Below are 16194 nucleotides of genomic sequence, written 5' to 3' on the forward strand. Positions count from 1 at the left end.
GCTAGCGTGACAGCACGCAGTACCCGTCCTGCCATGCGGTAACCGTCCTGCAAGGAGCCATCTGTGTTCATGATCGCCGGCCTTCCGGCCCACATTCTTCTTGTCCACGCAGTGGTGGTCTTCGGGCCGCTAGCCGGGCTGGGCGCCGTCGTCTACGGTCTGGCGGCCCGGACGCGCAACTATCTGGCGTGGCCGCTGGGAGTCCTGACGCTGATGCTGGCTCCCCTGGCCCTGATCACCGCGCAGGCCGGCGAACAGCTGCAGGCAATCCGGGGCGCCACCGACGCGATCCAGGCGCACGCCCGGCAGGGTGACATCTTCAAATACACCGCGGTGGTTTTCCTGGTGGTGGTGGCGCTCATGCTCGCAGCCACCTACGCGCCGCTGGCCCGGCGGGTGCCCGCGCTGGCAGGCTTCCAGGAATCCCGGCCCGTCCGGATCGCCCTCCTGGCCGTGGGCGTGCTGGCCGGGCTGTTCCTCATCTACCAGAGCATCATCACCGGGCACTCCGGCTCGTCCTCGGTCTGGGGCGGGTAGGGCGCCGTCGCCGCGCTGCTGGCGTGGCCGGCTGCGCTGCTTGCGGCTCTGGCGGGCTCGGGGCAGTGAAACTAGGCTCGATTGCAGGAGCCTTCTGAAGGGAACGAACATGAGAACAATGAGCCATATCCCTCTTCGCCTGACCACTGGGGCGTTCATTCTGAATGCCGGTTACGGCAAACGCAACCTGGATAACGACAGCGCAGCTGGGCTGCAGGCAATGGCGGCCAGGGTCATTCCGCCTGTCAGCCGGATCAAGCCGGAAACGTTCGGCAAGTTGCTCAGCTATTCGGAAATGACGCTGGGCGCGGCATTGCTGGCACCGTTCCTGCCCAGCCGCCTGGTCGGAGTGGGTCTCGGGATCTTCTCCGGGTCCATGCTGGCCATGTATCGGAAGACCCCGGGCATGACCGAGGCGGATGGCATCCGCCCCACCCAGAAAGGGACACCGCTGGCAAAGGACGTCTGGATGTTCGGCATTGCCGTCGCCCTCATGCTGGACCGTAAGCGCAGGCCCGGAAGCACAGCGCAGCGAACCGGGAACGGGGTTTAGTCGTCGCTGCCGTGGCCGCCGCTGCCGCCGCCGCGGAGGCCGCCCTTGTCGTCACCTGGCGGAGTGACGATCAGGCCGCCGACGCCGGGCGCTGGTTGCGCCGTGACGGGACCGCCCTGGTTGCTCCCCGGAGCAGGAGCGGGGGACGGCTTCCCTGATGGTGACGTTTTCGTGCCGTCCGCCTTCTTGCCGCTGCCTGCCTTGCTGCTCGCTTTGCTCGTCGCCTTCGGTGTCGCTTTGGGGCTGGCCACCGTGTTGGTTGGAGTCCGGTCGGGGGCAGGGCTGGTGGTGACCGGAACGTCCGGCAGCAGGACGTTGCCGGCGTTGCCGAGGGTTGACGTGTGCGAGCTGTTGAGCGTGTAGGTATTCGCGGCCAGGGCGGCGGAGCCGGTGACGAGGATCCCGGCAATTGAAAGTGCGAGTGCTGCCCTGCTCTTCATGATCCAACTGTAGGACGGCTATGGAAAAGATAGGTGCAGGGGAAATCCAAGATCTGTCAAAGTCTGGCTCACGCTTGGACGCTGCGCAGCACGTTGGCGAACGCAAAGGCGGTCCTCCTTTATTGGGAGGACCGCCTTTGCGTTCCAGGAAGTGGATGATCAGCCAGATCAGGGGTCAGTCGTCGCTGCCGTGGCCATGGCCGCCGCTGTCATCTCCCGGTTCCGTCGCCTTGCTGGCACCGCCCTTGTCATCGCCTGGTTCGGGCGTGGTGCGCAGCCCGCCTTTGTCATCGCCGGCCTGGGCCGCCCGGGGCGCCTGGGCTGACCGCAGTCCGCCGTTGTCATCACCCGGCTCGGGCGTTGTCCTCAGTCCGCCCTTGTCATCGCCAGGTTCTGCCGTGACGGTGGAGCCGGCGAACGTTTGAGCGGTGGCCATTCCTCCGTTGTCGTCGCCGGGTTCGGGCGTTGTCCGGGTTCCGCCGTTGTCATCGCCTGCTTCGGCGGGGCGGGCGGCTTTCTTCGCTGCTGATGCCTTCTTATCGTCGGCCTTCTTGTCGTCGTTGGCTTTGGTTGCCGCCTTCGGTGCTGCCTTGGCGACGACTTTGGCGGTGGCGGGAGTGGCGGTTCTGGTGGCCGAATCGTCCGTGATGAGGACGTTTTTGGCGTCGTCGCTGGTGCCCGGGTTGGAGCTGCTGAGGGTCTGGGCGTTGGCGGCGAGAGCGGCGGATCCGGAGAGGAGGATGCCGGTGAGGGTCAGTGCGAGGGCTGCTTTTGTTTTCATATTTCAACAGTAGGAATCCGTTGGAAAGGATAGGTGCAGGACAAATCCAAGAGTTAGCCAAGATTGGTGCCGCACTCGTCCCGTTTGCCTGTTCAGTCGGCTCCCTGCCCGTGAATGGGCACCGCCGCGTCGGGCACCATTGACAACCCGCGAGTCGAGGTCTATTGGTTGGCATGTCCGCACAAACCAGACCATTCAAGGAGCAGACATGGACGCCGCGCCCTACGGAATCGTGCATTTCTTCGCAGGAGGCACGAAGGACCAGTATGAGGCCTCAATTGCCGCTGTTCACCCAGGCGAAGGGCGCCTGCCCGACGGTCAGACCTTCCATGCCGCAGGCCCTTCTGAGGGCGGCTGGACGATCATGGCCGTCCATGAGTCGAAGGCGAGTTGGGAGAAATTCCGTGACGGCATCCTCATCCCCCGAATGCAGCAGGGCATCGAGGGCGGATTCACGTCGCCTCCGGAAGAGACCGTCGTCGACCTCTACAAGGTCCTGCCCTAGAGCCTCGGGAACATGCCGCGGAGGGGTCCGCAGTGCGGCCCCCCCAAGCGCTTGTGTTGATACGGAAAGGAGACGGCGATGTCCGCCATAGTGAACTACTTCGAGATCGGCTCGGCCGACCCGGATGCCGCACGGAGCTTTTACGGCTCACTGTTCGACTGGACCTTCGGTGAGCTCTCGCCGGCCGGATACCGGACGGTCGACGGCGACAAGGGCGGTCTGTGGGACACCACCTCGCTGGGCGGAAACGCCTGGGCGATCTTCTACGTGCAGGTCGACGATGTGAAGGCCGCGATCGCCCAAGCCGAGTCGCTCGGTGCGAGCGTCGCCATCCCGTTCGTTGACAACGGCGCCATCGAGTTCGCGCATCTCCTTGACCCGCAGGGCAACCGCTTCGGCGTGTGGCGGCCGAAACAACAAGTCTAAGCCGACGGCGGCGCCGGCCCCGCGATCAAGTCTCGGGACCGGCGTCGGCAACCCCTCGTCGTCGTCCTCTGGCCGAACCGGTGCCGCACAGCCCGTCCTCCCGCCGACGGTTACCGGCGGGTAGAATTGATGCTATGCCGGTCACACTCAATGTTGCCTGGGATGGACGTTTGGAGCCCTATAAGGGCAGGGACACGACGCGCTACGTGGCTACCGCGGCCGCCGTCGCTACCACGTGTGCCGAGTGCCGACGGCCGCTGCGGGCCGGTGAACCTCTCTCGCTGATAGTGGATATCACCGAAAGCAATGCCCCGGACGGGACCGAATACCGGACATTCAGCGACTGGGTCTGCCACCGTCATTGCGGAGAACCGGCAGTGACGGTCCATGAGTCCCCCTACAGGCCGGAAGGGCTGGCGCCTCTGGCAGCACGGGTGATGCTCACACACGGGACGGAAGCGGGGGCTTCAAGAATCGTTCCGGTGCTGGCCTACACCGTGGTCCCGGTGGTGAGCTTCCGGGAAAAGGGCGGCGAGCTGACCTCCGCGCTGGTCGCGATTCTGCTTTCCCACGGCTTCCAGCTGGCGATGAGCGGTGACTACTCAGACATTCTGGGCCAGGCCCGCCAAACCGGGCACGCCTGCAGTTTCAGTGTGTCGCGCGGGGGCCTGATCGCCCTGGATGTCGGCGGTGAAACCATGTACCGCGAGCAGCTTGACCCAGAGAGTCCGGATGATGCCGAGTGGCTTCAGGCGGCAGGGAACGGCAGCGTCCTGGTCATCGGCGGGGACAACCTTCTCATCAGCGATTCTTCTGTGGACATCGTCGCGGCCGCGCGGTTGGGCACGCTGGTGATCGGGAACGTAAGCGTCCGGTCTGGCGGCTGAGCCGGGCTGGCTGGGGAACTTCGGGGCGGTGCCGGATGTGCCCGGGCAAGGTGCCCCGCGGTGCGCGGGCCGGCGCCCGGGAGTCCCGGGCGGGCGGAGGCGGCTACAGCGGCCGGGCCAAGGGGCATTGGGACCGGCGACGGGCTGGGTGTCCATCCGGCATTGGGGGAATCCAGTGGACCGACCGCCGCCGGCCTGTGTCTCAGCCTACGCCTCTGCGCGGCAGCGGGTGCTGCCGCCCGGCGTCGTTCCTCCCTTCGTCATTCCAATGACCGGCTCTCCCGCGCCTGCCAATCACGGAGGTGGGCCAGCAGCGCCTGTTCGGGGCGTCCGGGGTTATCGTCCAGATGCTGGTGCAGGCCCTGCCGCACCTCCGGCTCGGTATCCGGTCCGTTGATGACGTCAATGATGATGCCCAGGACCTGTCGCCGCAGCACGGAGGCTGGCCAGGCGGGTGGACGACGCCCGCCGGGTGCCGGCGGGGTGCGCGGCCCCGATTCCTTCCGGCAGTCCTCGGCCGCCGGATGGGCCTCCACGGCAGTCACCGGATGCCTCGGCCCTGTGCGGTGTACCCTCCAGTGCCGGTCCAGATCACCGGCGACACTGCCGGCATTTCCCGCTTCACCATCGTGACCACGCTCCTTGTTTCATGCACGCATCTACTTTCATGCCTGCATCCTGTCCCGGCGGCGTCGGGAACACCCGAAGCCCGCCGGGGCTGTTAGGGGTGGTCGGGCCCCCAATAGGGGGCCTCGTCCCTGCGCCCGCCCGTGGAGGGGGTCGTATGTGAGGAGGGGGTCTTGGATTTCATAGGGTCCCGCAGGGTTTCCTGAAGGTCGGGCCGCCACGATCTGGGTATCTGGTCGCTAGGTGTCCTCCAACCGATCAGTCCGCCGGACCCGGCAATGCACTCCCCCCTCGTCAATGCCGGGTCCGGCGACCCCCTGCACCGGGCAGGAAGGTCCCTTTGCCACCGTCGTCCTGCACCTTGAGGTTTTCACGTGTCATCGCTGGTCAGGGTGTGCCGTCGGGTTCCTGGCTGTGTTCGGCGTCTTGACCTTCGCTGAGTGCCTGGTTGGCGATCAGGTCCACGCGGTCGGCTGCGGTGAGACGGTCGTCGTTCTGGATGGCGGCTACGTCCCGGCTATCGACGGCCCCGGCGGTTTCCTGTCCGGCGTCGTGGTCGTGATCGTCGCCGTCTACTTGGTCGTGGTGTGGATCATCTTTGTGGCGGGCTTCCTGGAGATGGTGTTCCAGCTTCTCTTCTGCGTCGCGGCGGCGTTGGCCCACGGTACGCATTTGCTGCGTCGTCGGTGCGGCGTGGGCGTGCTGGTGGGGACTATGATCCGCCGAAGTCCCGCCTGGTTTCTCGCTCATAGTGGAATCGTCCCACGGGACCTCAACCTTCGGAAGGTCCGCCAAACCGTGGTCCAGAAGGGCAAGTTTCTCATTGACGACCGATACTTACCGATATATCGTTAGGTATCGCCGATAATCGGCGTGTTGATTCAGATTGAAAGGACGTGCCGCCATGAAAGGCACCCACGACGACAACAGATTCACAGAAAACAGTTTCACGCCGGAGGGGCCAGGCAAGGGCCGCTTCGAACGCGGAAGGGGCCGCCGCGGACCCCACGGACACGGCGGCGGATTCGGTCCCGGCGGATTCGGCCCCGGCGGTTTTGGCCCCGGCGGCTTCGGGCCGCGGGGTTTCGGACCGGGCGGTTCACGCCGTGCCAACCGGGGCGATGTCCGCGCTGCAATTCTTTCGCTGCTGGCTGAAGCGCCCTCCAACGGATACGGGCTGATCAAGACCATCGCCGAAAAGACCTCCGGCACGTGGCGCCCGAGTCCGGGATCTGTTTACCCCACGCTCCAGCAGCTCGTTGACGAGGAGCTCATTGCCCCCGTGGGCGAGGGCCGCCGCACGGAATTCACCCTGACGGAGGACGGCCGCGCCTACGTTGCCGAACACGCCGAAGAGCTCGCCAACGCCTGGAACACCGACCCGCACGGCTCCGGGACTGCGTTTCACCACAGCGTGGGAAAGCTCATGGGAGTCATCCAGCAATTCCGCGTCGCGGCAACCGAAGAGCAGCGCCAGGCAGCCATAGAAAAAATGGATGAAACCCGGCGCGCTCTGTACCTCATCCTCGCCGATTGACCGGACTTCGATTACCGGACGGCCGCCACCCGGCAGTGCGGGCCACTGTGCGGGCGGGCCGCTGCGGGTCGTGAAAAGCTGTTGTTTATCGAGACACCATTCGGCCGGTAGCGGAACGGGTTCCCGTGCTGCCGTCGTAACGGAACCTGCTGGTTCTTGCGGCGGAAGCGGAGCATACTCAAAGGACAGCCGCACGCGCTGCTTCGCCGTCCTCCGGTGCCCCCTGTCAAGGGTCGTTGTTAGGGCCCAAATGAGGAATGTGCCCAGTTATGGCCGACGATACACATCTGCTGTTCCCGGTTCTCCTCGTCGACCACATGCAGGATCTTGTCCTGAAAACCGAGGGCGTGAAGGAGATGCTGGACGAACTCGCGGAGTTCTCCGCCGTCACCTTGGCCGACCCGGCCATCGCCTTCTGCAGCATCACCCTGATTCAGCGAAAGAAACCAGTGACGGTAGCCAGCAGCGAAGAAAGGGCGAGCCGGCTGGATGAAACCCAATACAGTACTGGCGATGGGCCATGTCTAACAGCGATCCGCCAGCAGGTCGTCGTGCATATCGCCGACCTGACGAACGACGACCGCTGGCCCGCATACACTGCGGCCGCACTGGAGGCGGGAGAAGGATCCAGCCTGTCCGTACCGTTGATCCTTGAAGGGGAAGCGGAAGCGGGCTTAAACCTGTACTCCACCCGGACCCATGGCTTCGGCGGTGAAGACATCAGCATGGTCGAAACATATTCGTACCATGCCTCCAAAGCACTCCGCCTGGCCGTGCGGATCAGCCAGCTGGCCGACGCGAAAGCCCACCTCATTGCTGCCATGGAATCCCGGACCACCATCGATCTGGCCACCGGTGCCATCATGGCGCAGAACCGGTGCGGCCAGGAGACGGCCGTGAAGATCCTCAAAATCGCTTCAAGCACCAGGAACGTCAAACTCCGGGATATTGCCGCGTCAGTGGTTGCATCAATCTCACAGGACCCGAGAGTCCGGACACACTTCGACGCGTAACGACGTCTTTCAGACGGGCTGAAGAGCACCCTCTTCCTTTGACCACCAGCTGCCGGACATATCCGCAACAGTGGCGGAATTCCGCGCCCGAAAAAGCGGTCTATGGACCCTAGGGTGCTGCGCCCAGAAGTGCTATACCAGTGAGTAACTGCGGAATGTGGCCCCGCACGCGGCGACGCGGGATAGCCGCAGTGGCGCCGTTCCGTTCTGTTCTGGGCAGGAAGGACCAGTTTCGGGTCGGGTTTGCTCAGAAGAGGGAGGCAACGATGAGAGCCGGAGATGCCAGCCGAAGAACCGACGGTTTCCTGTTACTCCCGGCGGTGGGGCTGTGTCTCCTTCTCGGGGCTTGTACCGGCGGCGTCCCCCAGACTGTGTCGCAGGCGGTCGATGAGAGCATTTCCGCTGTTGGAACTGCACGCCTGGCGGCCACCATGGACTCATCCGGGCAGCTGACAGATGCGGCAGCATCCACTGCCCTTGATGATGCGCTGATGGAGCTCGGAAAAGCGCGCACGACCATGGTGCAGCTTTCCCCCACCGGGCAGGAGGACCGGGACCTGCGAGATACGGCCCTGGCGGTCATGGATGACTGCACCATGGCTATGCTCGCAACTGCCGAAGCCCTGTCCAGCGAGAACGGCCGGCCCTCTCTGGCCGAACCCCAGAATCGATTGGAGTCCGCCGCGGACGCCCTGTCGAAGCTCAAGAACCGGCTGGGCGGGCCATGAAGCGGCTGCTGGCCGTCGCCCTGGGCGTCCTGACCGCCATCGGAGGCTTTGTCGACATCGGCGACCTCGTGACCAACGCCGTCGTCGGTTCCCGCTTTGGCCTGTCCCTTGTCTGGGTGGTGATCACCGGAGTACTGGGCATTTGCCTGTTCGCCAACATGTCCGGGCGGGTAGCGGCCGCGTCAGGACGCGCCACGTTTGAAGTGATCAGGGAACGGCTTGGCCCGCGGGCCGGCCTGGCCAACCTCGGAGCATCGTTCTTCATTAACCTGATGACGGTCACGGCTGAACTCGGCGGGATCTCCCTGGCCCTCCAACTGGCCAGCAGTGTCCACTATCTGCTGTGGATCCCGGTGGCCGTCCTGGCGGTGTGGCTGGTCATCTGGCGGGTGAAATTCTCCATCATGGAAAACGTCACCGGCCTGCTAGGGCTGTGCCTGATAGTTTTCGCCGTCGCACTGTTCCTCCTCAAACCCGACTGGGGCGACCTGGCCGGGCAGGCCCTCACCGCGGCCGTCCCCGCAACCGAAACAGCGTCCTCATACTGGTATTACGCCATCGCCCTGTTTGGGGCCGCGATGACACCCTACGAAGTGTTCTTCTTCTCCTCCGGCGCCGTCGAGGAGGGATGGTCTGTCAAGGACCTCACCCAGTCCCGCATCAACGTGCTGGTCGGATTCCCTCTCGGCGGCCTACTCTCCGTGGCCATAGCAGGATGCGCCGCCGTCGTGCTGCTACCCGCCGGCATCGCAGTCACGTCCCTGTCCCAGGTGATCCTGCCCGTGGCGCAAGGAGGAGGCAAGCTCGCCCTCGCCTTTGTCCTGGTAGGCGTCGTTGCGGCCACCTTCGGCGCAGCGCTGGAAACCACGCTGTCCAGCGGTTACACCCTGGCACAGTTTTTCGGCTGGTCATGGGGCAAGTTCCGCCGGCCCGTCCAGGCCGCCCGTTTTCACCTGGCCATGATCATCTGCCTCGTGATCGGCATCGGCGTGCTGGCCACCGGCGTCGATCCCGTACTCGTGACCGAATACTCGGTGGTGTTCTCCGCCGTTGCCCTGCCCTTGACCTACCTCCCGATTCTGATCGTGGCCAATGACCCGCAGTACATGGGAAAACACGTCAACGGCCGCCCGGTCAATGTGCTGGCCATGATCTATCTGGTCATCATCCTGGGCGCCTCCCTGGCGGCCATACCGCTGATGATCGTGACAGGAGCCGGTTCATGAACATTCGTCCTCCTTTGCAAGCGGCACCCCGATTAGCCGGAAGGACCCTCGATGCGCAGCTTCACTTGCTCGACCGGCAGGTGCTCGACACCAATGGCACACCGGTCACCACGGTCGACGATCTCGAAATCAGCGGGCTTAAGTCCGGCGAGCCCATTGCCGAAGGAACTCCGGCCCCGGTCCTCACCGCACTGCTCACCGGCCCGGTCCTGGGGACGCGGATCTTCGGCGGCAGGCCTCCGTCCTCCCGGCTGATCCGCATCCCATGGAGCGACGTTGCCGACGTCGGCGTCGTCATCAAACTCGGCGTGCGAGGCGAAAACCTCGATGTCGGCTGGGTGGAACGCTGGATCCGCGACAAGATCATCGCCCGCATCCCGGGAGGCCGCCATGATCCTCGGTGATCTCCTGGGAACCCCCGTCCACGACGCCAACGGAACCCGGCTCGGCCGGGTCGCCGACGCCCGCTTCGTCGTCGACGGCGGCCACCACCAGTTGCTCGCGGAGGCACGCCTGCTGGGGCTCGTAGTCAGCCCGCACAGCGCGGCGTCCTTCCTCGGATACGAACGGACCGGACTCACCCAGCCCTGGCCACTTGCCGGCCTACTGCGGTGGAGGCACCGCGGCTCGTTCCTCGTGATGTGGGCCGACATCGCCCGCATCAGCTCCGGTTCCGTCCAGCTCAAGGATCGATTCACCGCCTACAACCCGGCGCTGGATAAATCCGGCCAAGAATGACCACCACCGTCTGCCCTCGCTGACGGCCGCGGGCTGCCTGAGGTCTCCCCCGGTGGCGCCGAGGACTTCGGCGGCGAGGACGGGGCCGAAGCCGGGCATGCTCAGCAGGGCCTGCGTGTGCCGGTGTTCGGTGACCTTCTCCCCGATCAGCGCGTCCAGCTCGGCCGTTTTCCCCTCGCCGCGCTAGAGGCGGGCGGCGTGGTGGACGATCCGGCCGGGGATGTAGAGGATGGTCTTGCCGTGGGCGACGAGCAGGGCGGGTTCGTCGTTGGGAATTCTCTGCGAGAGCAGCCGGTTTCCGTCGGAGTCGATAACGACAAGGACAGCATGCAAAAATAACCAAAAATGCTTGTGCCGCCGCAGCGGTATACGTCGTGCGACCACTGGCCCTCCATCGAAGATAACTCATCGAGTGGACCAAGGATGAAGCGGGGCCACCTTTACCTACCGCAGTCAGGCCAGTGGGTTTAGACTGGCCACCCTCGGGACACTTGAACTGCTCGTACTGGTTGGTTCGGTCCGTCCGGGTAGGGGCCTCCGTGTACCAATGGAAGGGCGACTGTGGACTCTGACGACAACAAAGCGCTCGTGCAGCGCTTCTACACAGAGATCGACGCCGGCAACATCGATGCGATGGACGATCTGGTCGCTGAGGGCTACCTTGACCACAACCCGCCATTTCCCGGACTTCCGGCCGGACGGGAGGGCCTGAAACAGGCTTTCCGCATATTCTGGAAGGCGACGCCAGGGCGGCACGAGATCGAAGACCAGATCGCCGAAGGGGACAAGGTGGTGACCAGGTTAACGGCCTACGGTCGACACGAGGGTGAGCTCCCCGGACCCCTGCCTCCCACAGGTGCCGACCTGCGGGAGACCGGAGTTGCCATCCACCGAGTCGAAAATGGAAAGATCGCCGAGCATTGGTCAGACCGGGACGACCTCGGGCTGATGCGGCAGCTCGGCGTGATCCAGATGCCCGGCGACTGACCCGGCATCCACGTATTGTTCATGACTGCACAGCCCGTCGCCCTGTCATCGGCCAGATTTTCCTTCTTCGGTGAGAATGGCGATGGCGATTTTGCCGCGCACGTCTCCGGCTTCGAGATGGCGCATCGCATCCGGAACCTCATCGAGCGTGTACGTCCTGTCGATGCTTGGCGTCACCTGGCGGCTCTCGATGAGAGGGGTGAGCCGTTCGAGGTCGCTGGCGCGTTCCTTGGAAGCGAGCATGGTCAGGCGCTGATGCACGAACAGGGACACCAATGGTGCCCGCAGGCTCCGGCCGAAGCCGCCCGTCCACCTGCCGCCCTCCTCGCCTCCGACGATGACGGCCGTGCCGGTGGGTGTGAGGGCGCGCCGCAGCCGTGAAAGCGGCGGGTTCCCTCCGATGTCCAGGATCAGGTCGTAATGACGCGTTCCGTCGGCGAAGTCATCCTGCGTGTAGTCCAGGACGTGGTCGGCCCCGAGGGAACGCACCAGATCGGTCTTCGCGGTGCTGCTGACGCCGGTGACCTCCGCTCCGAGGGCCTTGGCCAGCTGCACGGCGTAGGTGCCGACGCCGCCCGAGGCGCCCAGGATCAGCACCTTCTGCCCGCGCTCCGCCCGCCCGGCGTCATGCAGGGCCTGGAGGGCGGTGCCGGCCGAGATCGGAACCACCGCCGCCTGCTCGAATGACAGGTTCGCCGGCTTGTGGCCGAGCTTGTCCTCCAGCGCCGCGGCGTACTCGGCGAACGAGCCCCGGGCCATCCCGTACACCTCGTCCCCCACGGCGAACCGGGACACCGTGGAACCGACGGCGGCGACCGTGCCGGCGACGTCGAACCCGGGCACCGGATTCTTCGGCGCACGGAATCCGAACCCCATGACGCGCATGAGGTAGGGGCGGCCCGTCATCATGTGCCACGTCCCGCGGTCCATGCCAGCCGCGTGCACGCGGACCAGGACTTCGTTCTCAGCGATCTCCGGCCGCGCGATCCGGCCGCGTCGGAGGACGTCGACGGGGCCGTATCCGTCCTGCACGATGGCCTGCATCGTGTCGGCGGTTGCCGGGTTGTCCGCAGACTTCGCGCTTCTGGGATTCGTCATGGCGGTTCCTTCCATCAGTTTGCCGTACTTAGTACGGTCAATGTATCGTACTAAGTACGAACGGTCTATGGCCCGAACGAAAACTCTGGAGTCTGGATGCCTGCACGAATGAACCCGAGCCGCCCCCGGCTCAGCCGGGAGCTGGTGCTGCGCGCCGCCGTCGCGATCGCCGATGCCGGCGGCATTGGATCACTGACGATGCGCTCGCTGGCCACCGCGCTCGAGGCCAAGCCAATGTCGATCTACCACCACGTTGCCAACAAGGACGAGGTCCTCGACGGCATCGTGGACATCGTCTTCAGCGAGATCGAACTGCCCGCGATCGGCGGCGATTGGCAGGCCGAGATGCGGCGGCGGGCCGCCTCCGCCCGTGAAGCGATGCGGCGTCACCCCTGGGCGATCGGTCTCGTGGAGACGCGAATAGGCCCCGGCCCGGCGACACTGAAGCACCACGACGCCGTCATCGGCACCCTGCGTGAGGCGGGCTTCTCGGTGGAGATGACCGCGCACGCCTTTGCCTTGATTGACGCGTACGTGTACGGGTTCGCCCTCTCCGAGGCCACACTGCCGATCAACGGTCCCGAGACCGTCACCGAAGTCGCCGAGCAGATGATGGATCGGTATTCCGCCGAGGACTACCCCCACCTCGCCGAGTTCTCGATTGAGCACATCTTGAAGCCGGGTTACGACTACGGTGCGGAGTTTGAGTTCGGGCTTGACCTGGTCCTCGACGGCCTGGCGAGGTCGCTTCAGCGCGCCGGTGGAGCCCGCCGCACCTGACCACCTGCGGAATCATCTGCGGTCGCCGAGGCCGTCGCCGGTTGCGCGCCAACAAGGCCCGCTATTACCGGAACAATTCATCGGATCCCGCCCGCTAGAAGCGACCGCCTTCGACGTCGACGGTTTGCGGATGGCCTACGTTTTCTACGAGTCGGGGCTGTCGATCAACGTCATGTACAGCATCGAGGCCAACCAGCTGGAGTCGCTCCGACTACGAAGCCGGGTGCGTGAACGGGATCCGGTCGAACGACATGACGCTCTCTGAACCCTCCGGATTGACGGTGACTTTGAGCCAGTCCTTTGCATTGTTGGAGCCATCCACAGTCACCCGTGTCAGGTTCTTCGCCGCTGTGGCCTGCCCGTAGAAGGATAGCCACGCCGAGCCAGCCGCGAGGGGATGGTCCTGGTTGTAGACGTGGCTGTCGCCGTTGATCAGATAGACCGGGCCGCTGAACGAGTTCGATTCCTCGATCAAGGTCTGCACCAGGGCCCTGTAAGCACCGAAGTCAGCCTGGGACGGAGCCGCGATTGTCGGGTCGAACATGTCGGCCTGCGTCATCACGACGACGGCGCGGTCACCGCGGTTCTGCGCCTTCCGGAACGTGGCCTTCAACTCCTCGATATCCGCTCGGGTCCGCTGCTGGACCTCATTCAGTTGGGCGGCAGTGGGCTGAGTTTGACCGAGTCCGGTCCAAGGCAGCATCGAGTTGTTGCTGCCCGGAATGTTGACGGCCGTGAAGGCGACCTCATGCTTGCGGAAGCTGACGTTCTCCGGGAAGCCTTCCTTGACCTGCGACTTCACCTTCATGGGTGCACCGAGTGTGAACCCGGGCTTGGGGAAGAAGAGTTCCCGAACCTTGGCTAGTCTTTCCAAGGGGTTGTAGGCTCCGTTGTTCGAGCGGTGGCAGTCTGTCCACTCGTTGTCGCCCGGGGTGTAGACGAGCGGTGCGGTGAAGCTGTCAAAGTTCTTCCTGATGGCTTCGAAGTACTGGTCAGAGCACTGGGAAGATCCATCCTTAATGTCGCCGGCGTGTGCGACAAAGCTCAGTTCCTTGTGCGCGTTGAGGTCCTGAATGTAGGACGGGAACGCCTGGATTTCAGCGTCACCGTAGGGCACGTCGCCGATCACGCCGAAGCTGAAGCCATTGGTGTTGCCTTGGTGCCCGTCGCCATTAATCTGGCTTGCGTCGTTGCCGTTGTTGGCCGCCAGCGCGGGCGGAGCCAGCAACGTGGTCGACAGCAGGACGGCCCCGACCGTTGCGATCGCGAATCTTGTCATTGAACCCATGAAAACTCTCCTCGTCGTTGGTCTCTGAATCCCCGGACGAGGCTATTGCCACGAGCTGAACTCCAAGAGTCGGCGACATGAATCTTCGCTGCCAGAATCCCGCCCGGCTTCGGTCGGTGCTGTCAGATCACCCCTTCCCAGACGCGTCGTGCTCTTCACCGAGGCGGGCCACGGATGGATGGATTTTGAGGGAAGGCATACTGCGTACATGAAAAGAGCCGATCGCGGATGCCAAAACGGAAGACACACGCTCACGCCGGATCATCAAGGTGGTGGCCGACCTCAAGGCAGGCAAGAAGTAGGCCGGCCGAAGCGGCCGGAGCCCGTGTCCTGCGCCAAGGGCTCCGATTCAATCGGCACATGCCACTTCCCTCAGGCCGGGCGCGCAGGGTGGTAGTGCGGGCGCCCGGCCGGTCGGTAGACCTGAATCGTCACGCCCTTCGTGTCGGCTCGCGAATCAACGAGGTCGAGCGCGACGTCCAAGCCCGTTTCGGGGAACAGCCGTGTGCCCTGACCCAGGACCACCGGGACGATCAGCAGCGTGAGCTCGTCGACGAACTCGTGCTCGAGCAACCATCGGACGAGGGCTCCGCTGCCGTGCACCTGCAGTTCACCTCCTGGTTGGGCCTTCAATTCGCCGATGGCCGCCGCAAGGTCGCCCGAGAGGACGGTCGTGCCCGCCCAGTGCGGATCGGTTATCGTGTTCGATGCAACGTACTTGGGTGCCTTGTTCAACGCCACACCGATCGGGTGTGCCCGCATCTGCTCGTTCGAGCCCCACGTGTCCGCGAAGATCTCATAGGTTCGCCGGCCAAACAGGAAAGCATCGGCGCGCCGGTACGTCTCGGTGATTAACGCCCCGGTCTCGTCATCGAAGACCCCCATGGCCCACCCGTCGCGCTCGAACCCGTCTCTGCGCTCATCTTCGGTCGCGTGGCCGTTTCCTTGCACCACTCCATCAACGGTGATCTGCGTCATTGTCGTCAGTTTCATTGCCGCCGCTCTGTTCCCTCGGAGACGCTTCATCGGCGATCCCGGACCGTGCTCCGAAACTTTGCCCGGAACCGAGCCATGCCGCTATTCTTGGGTACCTCCCGCGGAGATTGTGGTCAAGGGCGGGCTACCGAATAACGCACATGGACCACTCCCTAGCCTTAGATGACCACCTCCGGGTCAAGGAGCATCAGGGGCCGTTAAGCCTGCCCCGGCTCAAAGGGATTCGCACCAGACGCTCGTCACTGGCCCGTCGGCCGAGTACACAGAACTCGTTCCCTTCGGGGTCGGCCAACACGACCCAGGATTGCTCACCCTGGCCGATATCGACACGCTTTGCGCCATGAGCCACGAGACGAGCCACCTCGGCGTCCTGGTCATCCGGCCTGAAGTCCAGATGCAGTCGGCTCTTGCCCTTCCTGGGCTCGTCGAGCCGGACGAAGTCCAACCCCGGCAGGCGATCCGGCTCGGCGCGGATCTCGAATTCGTCATTGGAGGAGTGGACCACCACCCAGCCGAGCGCCTCGGCCCACCATTGCCCCAAGGTCATCGGATCGAGCGAGTGGACGATCACCTGTTCCCATTCCAAGGTCATCAGCCCAGCCTATTGGTCAGGAGCCGGGCCGGGGTCTATGACACGAGCCCTTAAGCGGGTCCACATCCGGGACCAGGGCGTAGATCCGGCCAGCGAGGTAGGTCAGCTTCTTCCCGTAGAGGTCCTGGCTGCGAGGGCCGTACTCGCCTCCCGGGCGGAAGAAGTTCTCCAGATTCCACGTCGTAATTACCGGGATTTCAGGGCTCCTTCAACGGCACGTCACCAACGGAAGCCACGCTACAGCCGCACGGTGAACGGACGGTGCCTCAACGGCTGCTGGACACGAAGCCGGCCAACTAAGGGCAGCGCCAAACGGCCTCGGCGCCGGTTTCTTGAAGAGGCAAGCCATCGGACATCCTGATCAGGTCAGCCTCGGCCGGTCCTGCATTCCGGTTCCCTGGAACTCGGACAGTGGGACAGCTAAGAGTTGGAACACACGGAACACTCACCTGCAT

22 protein-coding genes and 1 pseudogene are annotated in these 16194 nt (G+C 64.5%); 14 read left to right on the forward strand and 9 right to left on the reverse strand.

Annotation, left to right across the window (positions count from 1 at the left end):
- Positions 1-69: 69 nt before the first annotated feature.
- Together AC1DDG_RS05630 and AC1DDG_RS05635 are read left to right on the forward strand one after the other, a co-directional pair.
- Positions 70-537 carry a hypothetical protein gene (locus tag AC1DDG_RS05630; protein WP_476875402.1) on the forward strand — a complete coding sequence of 156 codons (468 nt, stop codon included), beginning with the start codon at positions 70-72 and terminating at the stop codon, positions 535-537.
- 118 nt (positions 538-655) lie between these two features.
- On the forward strand, positions 656-1090 hold the full coding sequence (locus AC1DDG_RS05635) for a hypothetical protein (protein WP_476875264.1): 435 nt from the start codon (positions 656-658) through the stop codon (positions 1088-1090).
- Here the strand turns inward: AC1DDG_RS05635 and AC1DDG_RS05640 are convergent.
- Together AC1DDG_RS05640 and AC1DDG_RS05645 are read right to left on the reverse strand one after the other, a co-directional pair.
- On the reverse strand, positions 1087-1530 hold the full coding sequence (locus tag AC1DDG_RS05640) for a hypothetical protein (RefSeq protein ID WP_476875265.1): 444 nt from the start codon (positions 1528-1530) through the stop codon (positions 1087-1089). The genes AC1DDG_RS05635 and AC1DDG_RS05640 overlap by 4 nt on opposite strands.
- 175 nt (positions 1531-1705) lie before the next feature.
- Complete coding sequence (locus AC1DDG_RS05645; RefSeq protein WP_476875266.1) at positions 1706-2311, reverse strand: hypothetical protein; 606 nt, start codon at positions 2309-2311, stop codon at positions 1706-1708.
- A gap of 208 nt (positions 2312-2519) precedes the next feature.
- Between AC1DDG_RS05645 and AC1DDG_RS05650 the strand changes: the two genes are divergently transcribed.
- The 3 genes from AC1DDG_RS05650 to AC1DDG_RS05660 all read left to right on the forward strand — a co-directional run bounded on the left by AC1DDG_RS05650 (position 2520) and on the right by AC1DDG_RS05660 (position 4129).
- Complete coding sequence (locus tag AC1DDG_RS05650; RefSeq protein ID WP_476875267.1) at positions 2520-2816, forward strand: hypothetical protein; 297 nt, start codon at positions 2520-2522, stop codon at positions 2814-2816.
- A gap of 78 nt (positions 2817-2894) precedes the next feature.
- Positions 2895-3242, forward strand: coding sequence for a VOC family protein (locus AC1DDG_RS05655; protein ID WP_476875268.1), 348 nt, complete (start codon positions 2895-2897; stop codon positions 3240-3242).
- Between the two features lie 134 nt (positions 3243-3376).
- On the forward strand, positions 3377-4129 hold the full coding sequence (locus AC1DDG_RS05660; protein WP_476875269.1) for a hypothetical protein: 753 nt from the start codon (positions 3377-3379) through the stop codon (positions 4127-4129).
- 260 nt (positions 4130-4389) lie between these two features.
- On the opposite strand, the gene AC1DDG_RS05665 is transcribed toward AC1DDG_RS05660, so the two are convergent.
- Positions 4390-4674, reverse strand: a complete 285-nt coding sequence (locus AC1DDG_RS05665; RefSeq protein ID WP_476875270.1) for a hypothetical protein — start codon at positions 4672-4674, stop codon at positions 4390-4392.
- A 469-nt stretch (positions 4675-5143) separates the two neighbouring features.
- Complete coding sequence (locus AC1DDG_RS05670) at positions 5144-5506, reverse strand: hypothetical protein (protein WP_476875271.1); 363 nt, start codon at positions 5504-5506, stop codon at positions 5144-5146.
- 154 nt (positions 5507-5660) lie between these two features.
- Here AC1DDG_RS05670 and AC1DDG_RS05675 point away from each other — a divergent pair, with 154 nt between their 5' ends.
- From AC1DDG_RS05675 to AC1DDG_RS05700, 6 genes are all read left to right on the forward strand, one after another.
- Positions 5661-6293: a PadR family transcriptional regulator gene (locus tag AC1DDG_RS05675; RefSeq protein WP_476875272.1), complete on the forward strand. Its 633-nt coding sequence runs from the start codon at positions 5661-5663 to the stop codon at positions 6291-6293.
- Between the two features lie 269 nt (positions 6294-6562).
- Positions 6563-7306, forward strand: coding sequence for a GAF and ANTAR domain-containing protein (locus AC1DDG_RS05680; protein WP_476875273.1), 744 nt, complete (start codon positions 6563-6565; stop codon positions 7304-7306).
- A gap of 431 nt (positions 7307-7737) precedes the next feature.
- Positions 7738-8034 carry a hypothetical protein gene (locus tag AC1DDG_RS05685; protein ID WP_476875274.1) on the forward strand — a complete coding sequence of 99 codons (297 nt, stop codon included), beginning with the start codon at positions 7738-7740 and terminating at the stop codon, positions 8032-8034.
- On the forward strand, positions 8031-9260 hold the full coding sequence (locus AC1DDG_RS05690) for an Nramp family divalent metal transporter (protein WP_476875275.1): 1230 nt from the start codon (positions 8031-8033) through the stop codon (positions 9258-9260). Before AC1DDG_RS05685 ends, AC1DDG_RS05690 begins: the two co-directional genes overlap by 4 nt.
- Positions 9257-9664, forward strand: coding sequence for a PRC-barrel domain-containing protein (locus AC1DDG_RS05695; protein ID WP_476875276.1), 408 nt, complete (start codon positions 9257-9259; stop codon positions 9662-9664). The genes AC1DDG_RS05690 and AC1DDG_RS05695 overlap by 4 nt, the downstream gene beginning before the upstream one ends.
- Positions 9651-9998 carry a PRC-barrel domain-containing protein gene (locus tag AC1DDG_RS05700; RefSeq protein WP_476875277.1) on the forward strand — a complete coding sequence of 116 codons (348 nt, stop codon included), beginning with the start codon at positions 9651-9653 and terminating at the stop codon, positions 9996-9998. Before AC1DDG_RS05695 ends, AC1DDG_RS05700 begins: the two co-directional genes overlap by 14 nt.
- A 183-nt stretch (positions 9999-10181) precedes the next feature.
- On the opposite strand, the gene AC1DDG_RS05705 is transcribed toward AC1DDG_RS05700, so the two are convergent.
- A complete protein-coding gene (locus tag AC1DDG_RS05705) occupies positions 10182-10331 on the reverse strand; it encodes a hypothetical protein (protein WP_476875278.1) in 150 nt (49 codons plus the stop codon).
- A gap of 228 nt (positions 10332-10559) precedes the next feature.
- On the opposite strand from AC1DDG_RS05705, the gene AC1DDG_RS05710 reads away from it, so the two are divergent.
- A complete protein-coding gene (locus tag AC1DDG_RS05710) occupies positions 10560-10985 on the forward strand; it encodes an ester cyclase (RefSeq protein ID WP_476875279.1) in 426 nt (141 codons plus the stop codon).
- A 45-nt stretch (positions 10986-11030) separates the two neighbouring features.
- Here AC1DDG_RS05710 and AC1DDG_RS05715 read toward each other — a convergent pair whose 3' ends face one another.
- Positions 11031-12083 carry an NAD(P)-dependent alcohol dehydrogenase gene (locus AC1DDG_RS05715; protein WP_476875280.1) on the reverse strand — a complete coding sequence of 351 codons (1053 nt, stop codon included), beginning with the start codon at positions 12081-12083 and terminating at the stop codon, positions 11031-11033.
- A 96-nt stretch (positions 12084-12179) separates the two neighbouring features.
- Here AC1DDG_RS05715 and AC1DDG_RS05720 point away from each other — a divergent pair, with 96 nt between their 5' ends.
- Both AC1DDG_RS05720 and AC1DDG_RS05725 read left to right on the forward strand, forming a co-directional pair.
- Positions 12180-12863 carry a TetR/AcrR family transcriptional regulator gene (locus AC1DDG_RS05720; protein WP_476875281.1) on the forward strand — a complete coding sequence of 228 codons (684 nt, stop codon included), beginning with the start codon at positions 12180-12182 and terminating at the stop codon, positions 12861-12863.
- Positions 12864-12942: 79 nt separating this feature from the next.
- Positions 12943-13050: pseudogene (locus AC1DDG_RS05725) on the forward strand (phage tail protein); the annotation flags it as partial.
- Between the two features lie 24 nt (positions 13051-13074).
- Here the strand turns inward: AC1DDG_RS05725 and AC1DDG_RS05730 are convergent.
- From AC1DDG_RS05730 to AC1DDG_RS05740, 3 genes are all read right to left on the reverse strand, one after another.
- A complete protein-coding gene (locus tag AC1DDG_RS05730) occupies positions 13075-14151 on the reverse strand; it encodes a hypothetical protein (protein ID WP_476875282.1) in 1077 nt (358 codons plus the stop codon).
- Between the two features lie 372 nt (positions 14152-14523).
- Positions 14524-15129, reverse strand: coding sequence for a dihydrofolate reductase family protein (locus AC1DDG_RS05735; protein WP_476875283.1), 606 nt, complete (start codon positions 15127-15129; stop codon positions 14524-14526).
- Between the two features lie 205 nt (positions 15130-15334).
- Positions 15335-15739 carry a VOC family protein gene (locus tag AC1DDG_RS05740; protein WP_476875284.1) on the reverse strand — a complete coding sequence of 135 codons (405 nt, stop codon included), beginning with the start codon at positions 15737-15739 and terminating at the stop codon, positions 15335-15337.
- Between the last annotated feature and the right edge of the window lie 455 nt (positions 15740-16194).

The organism is Arthrobacter sp. 10L430 (genome assembly GCF_056395245.1).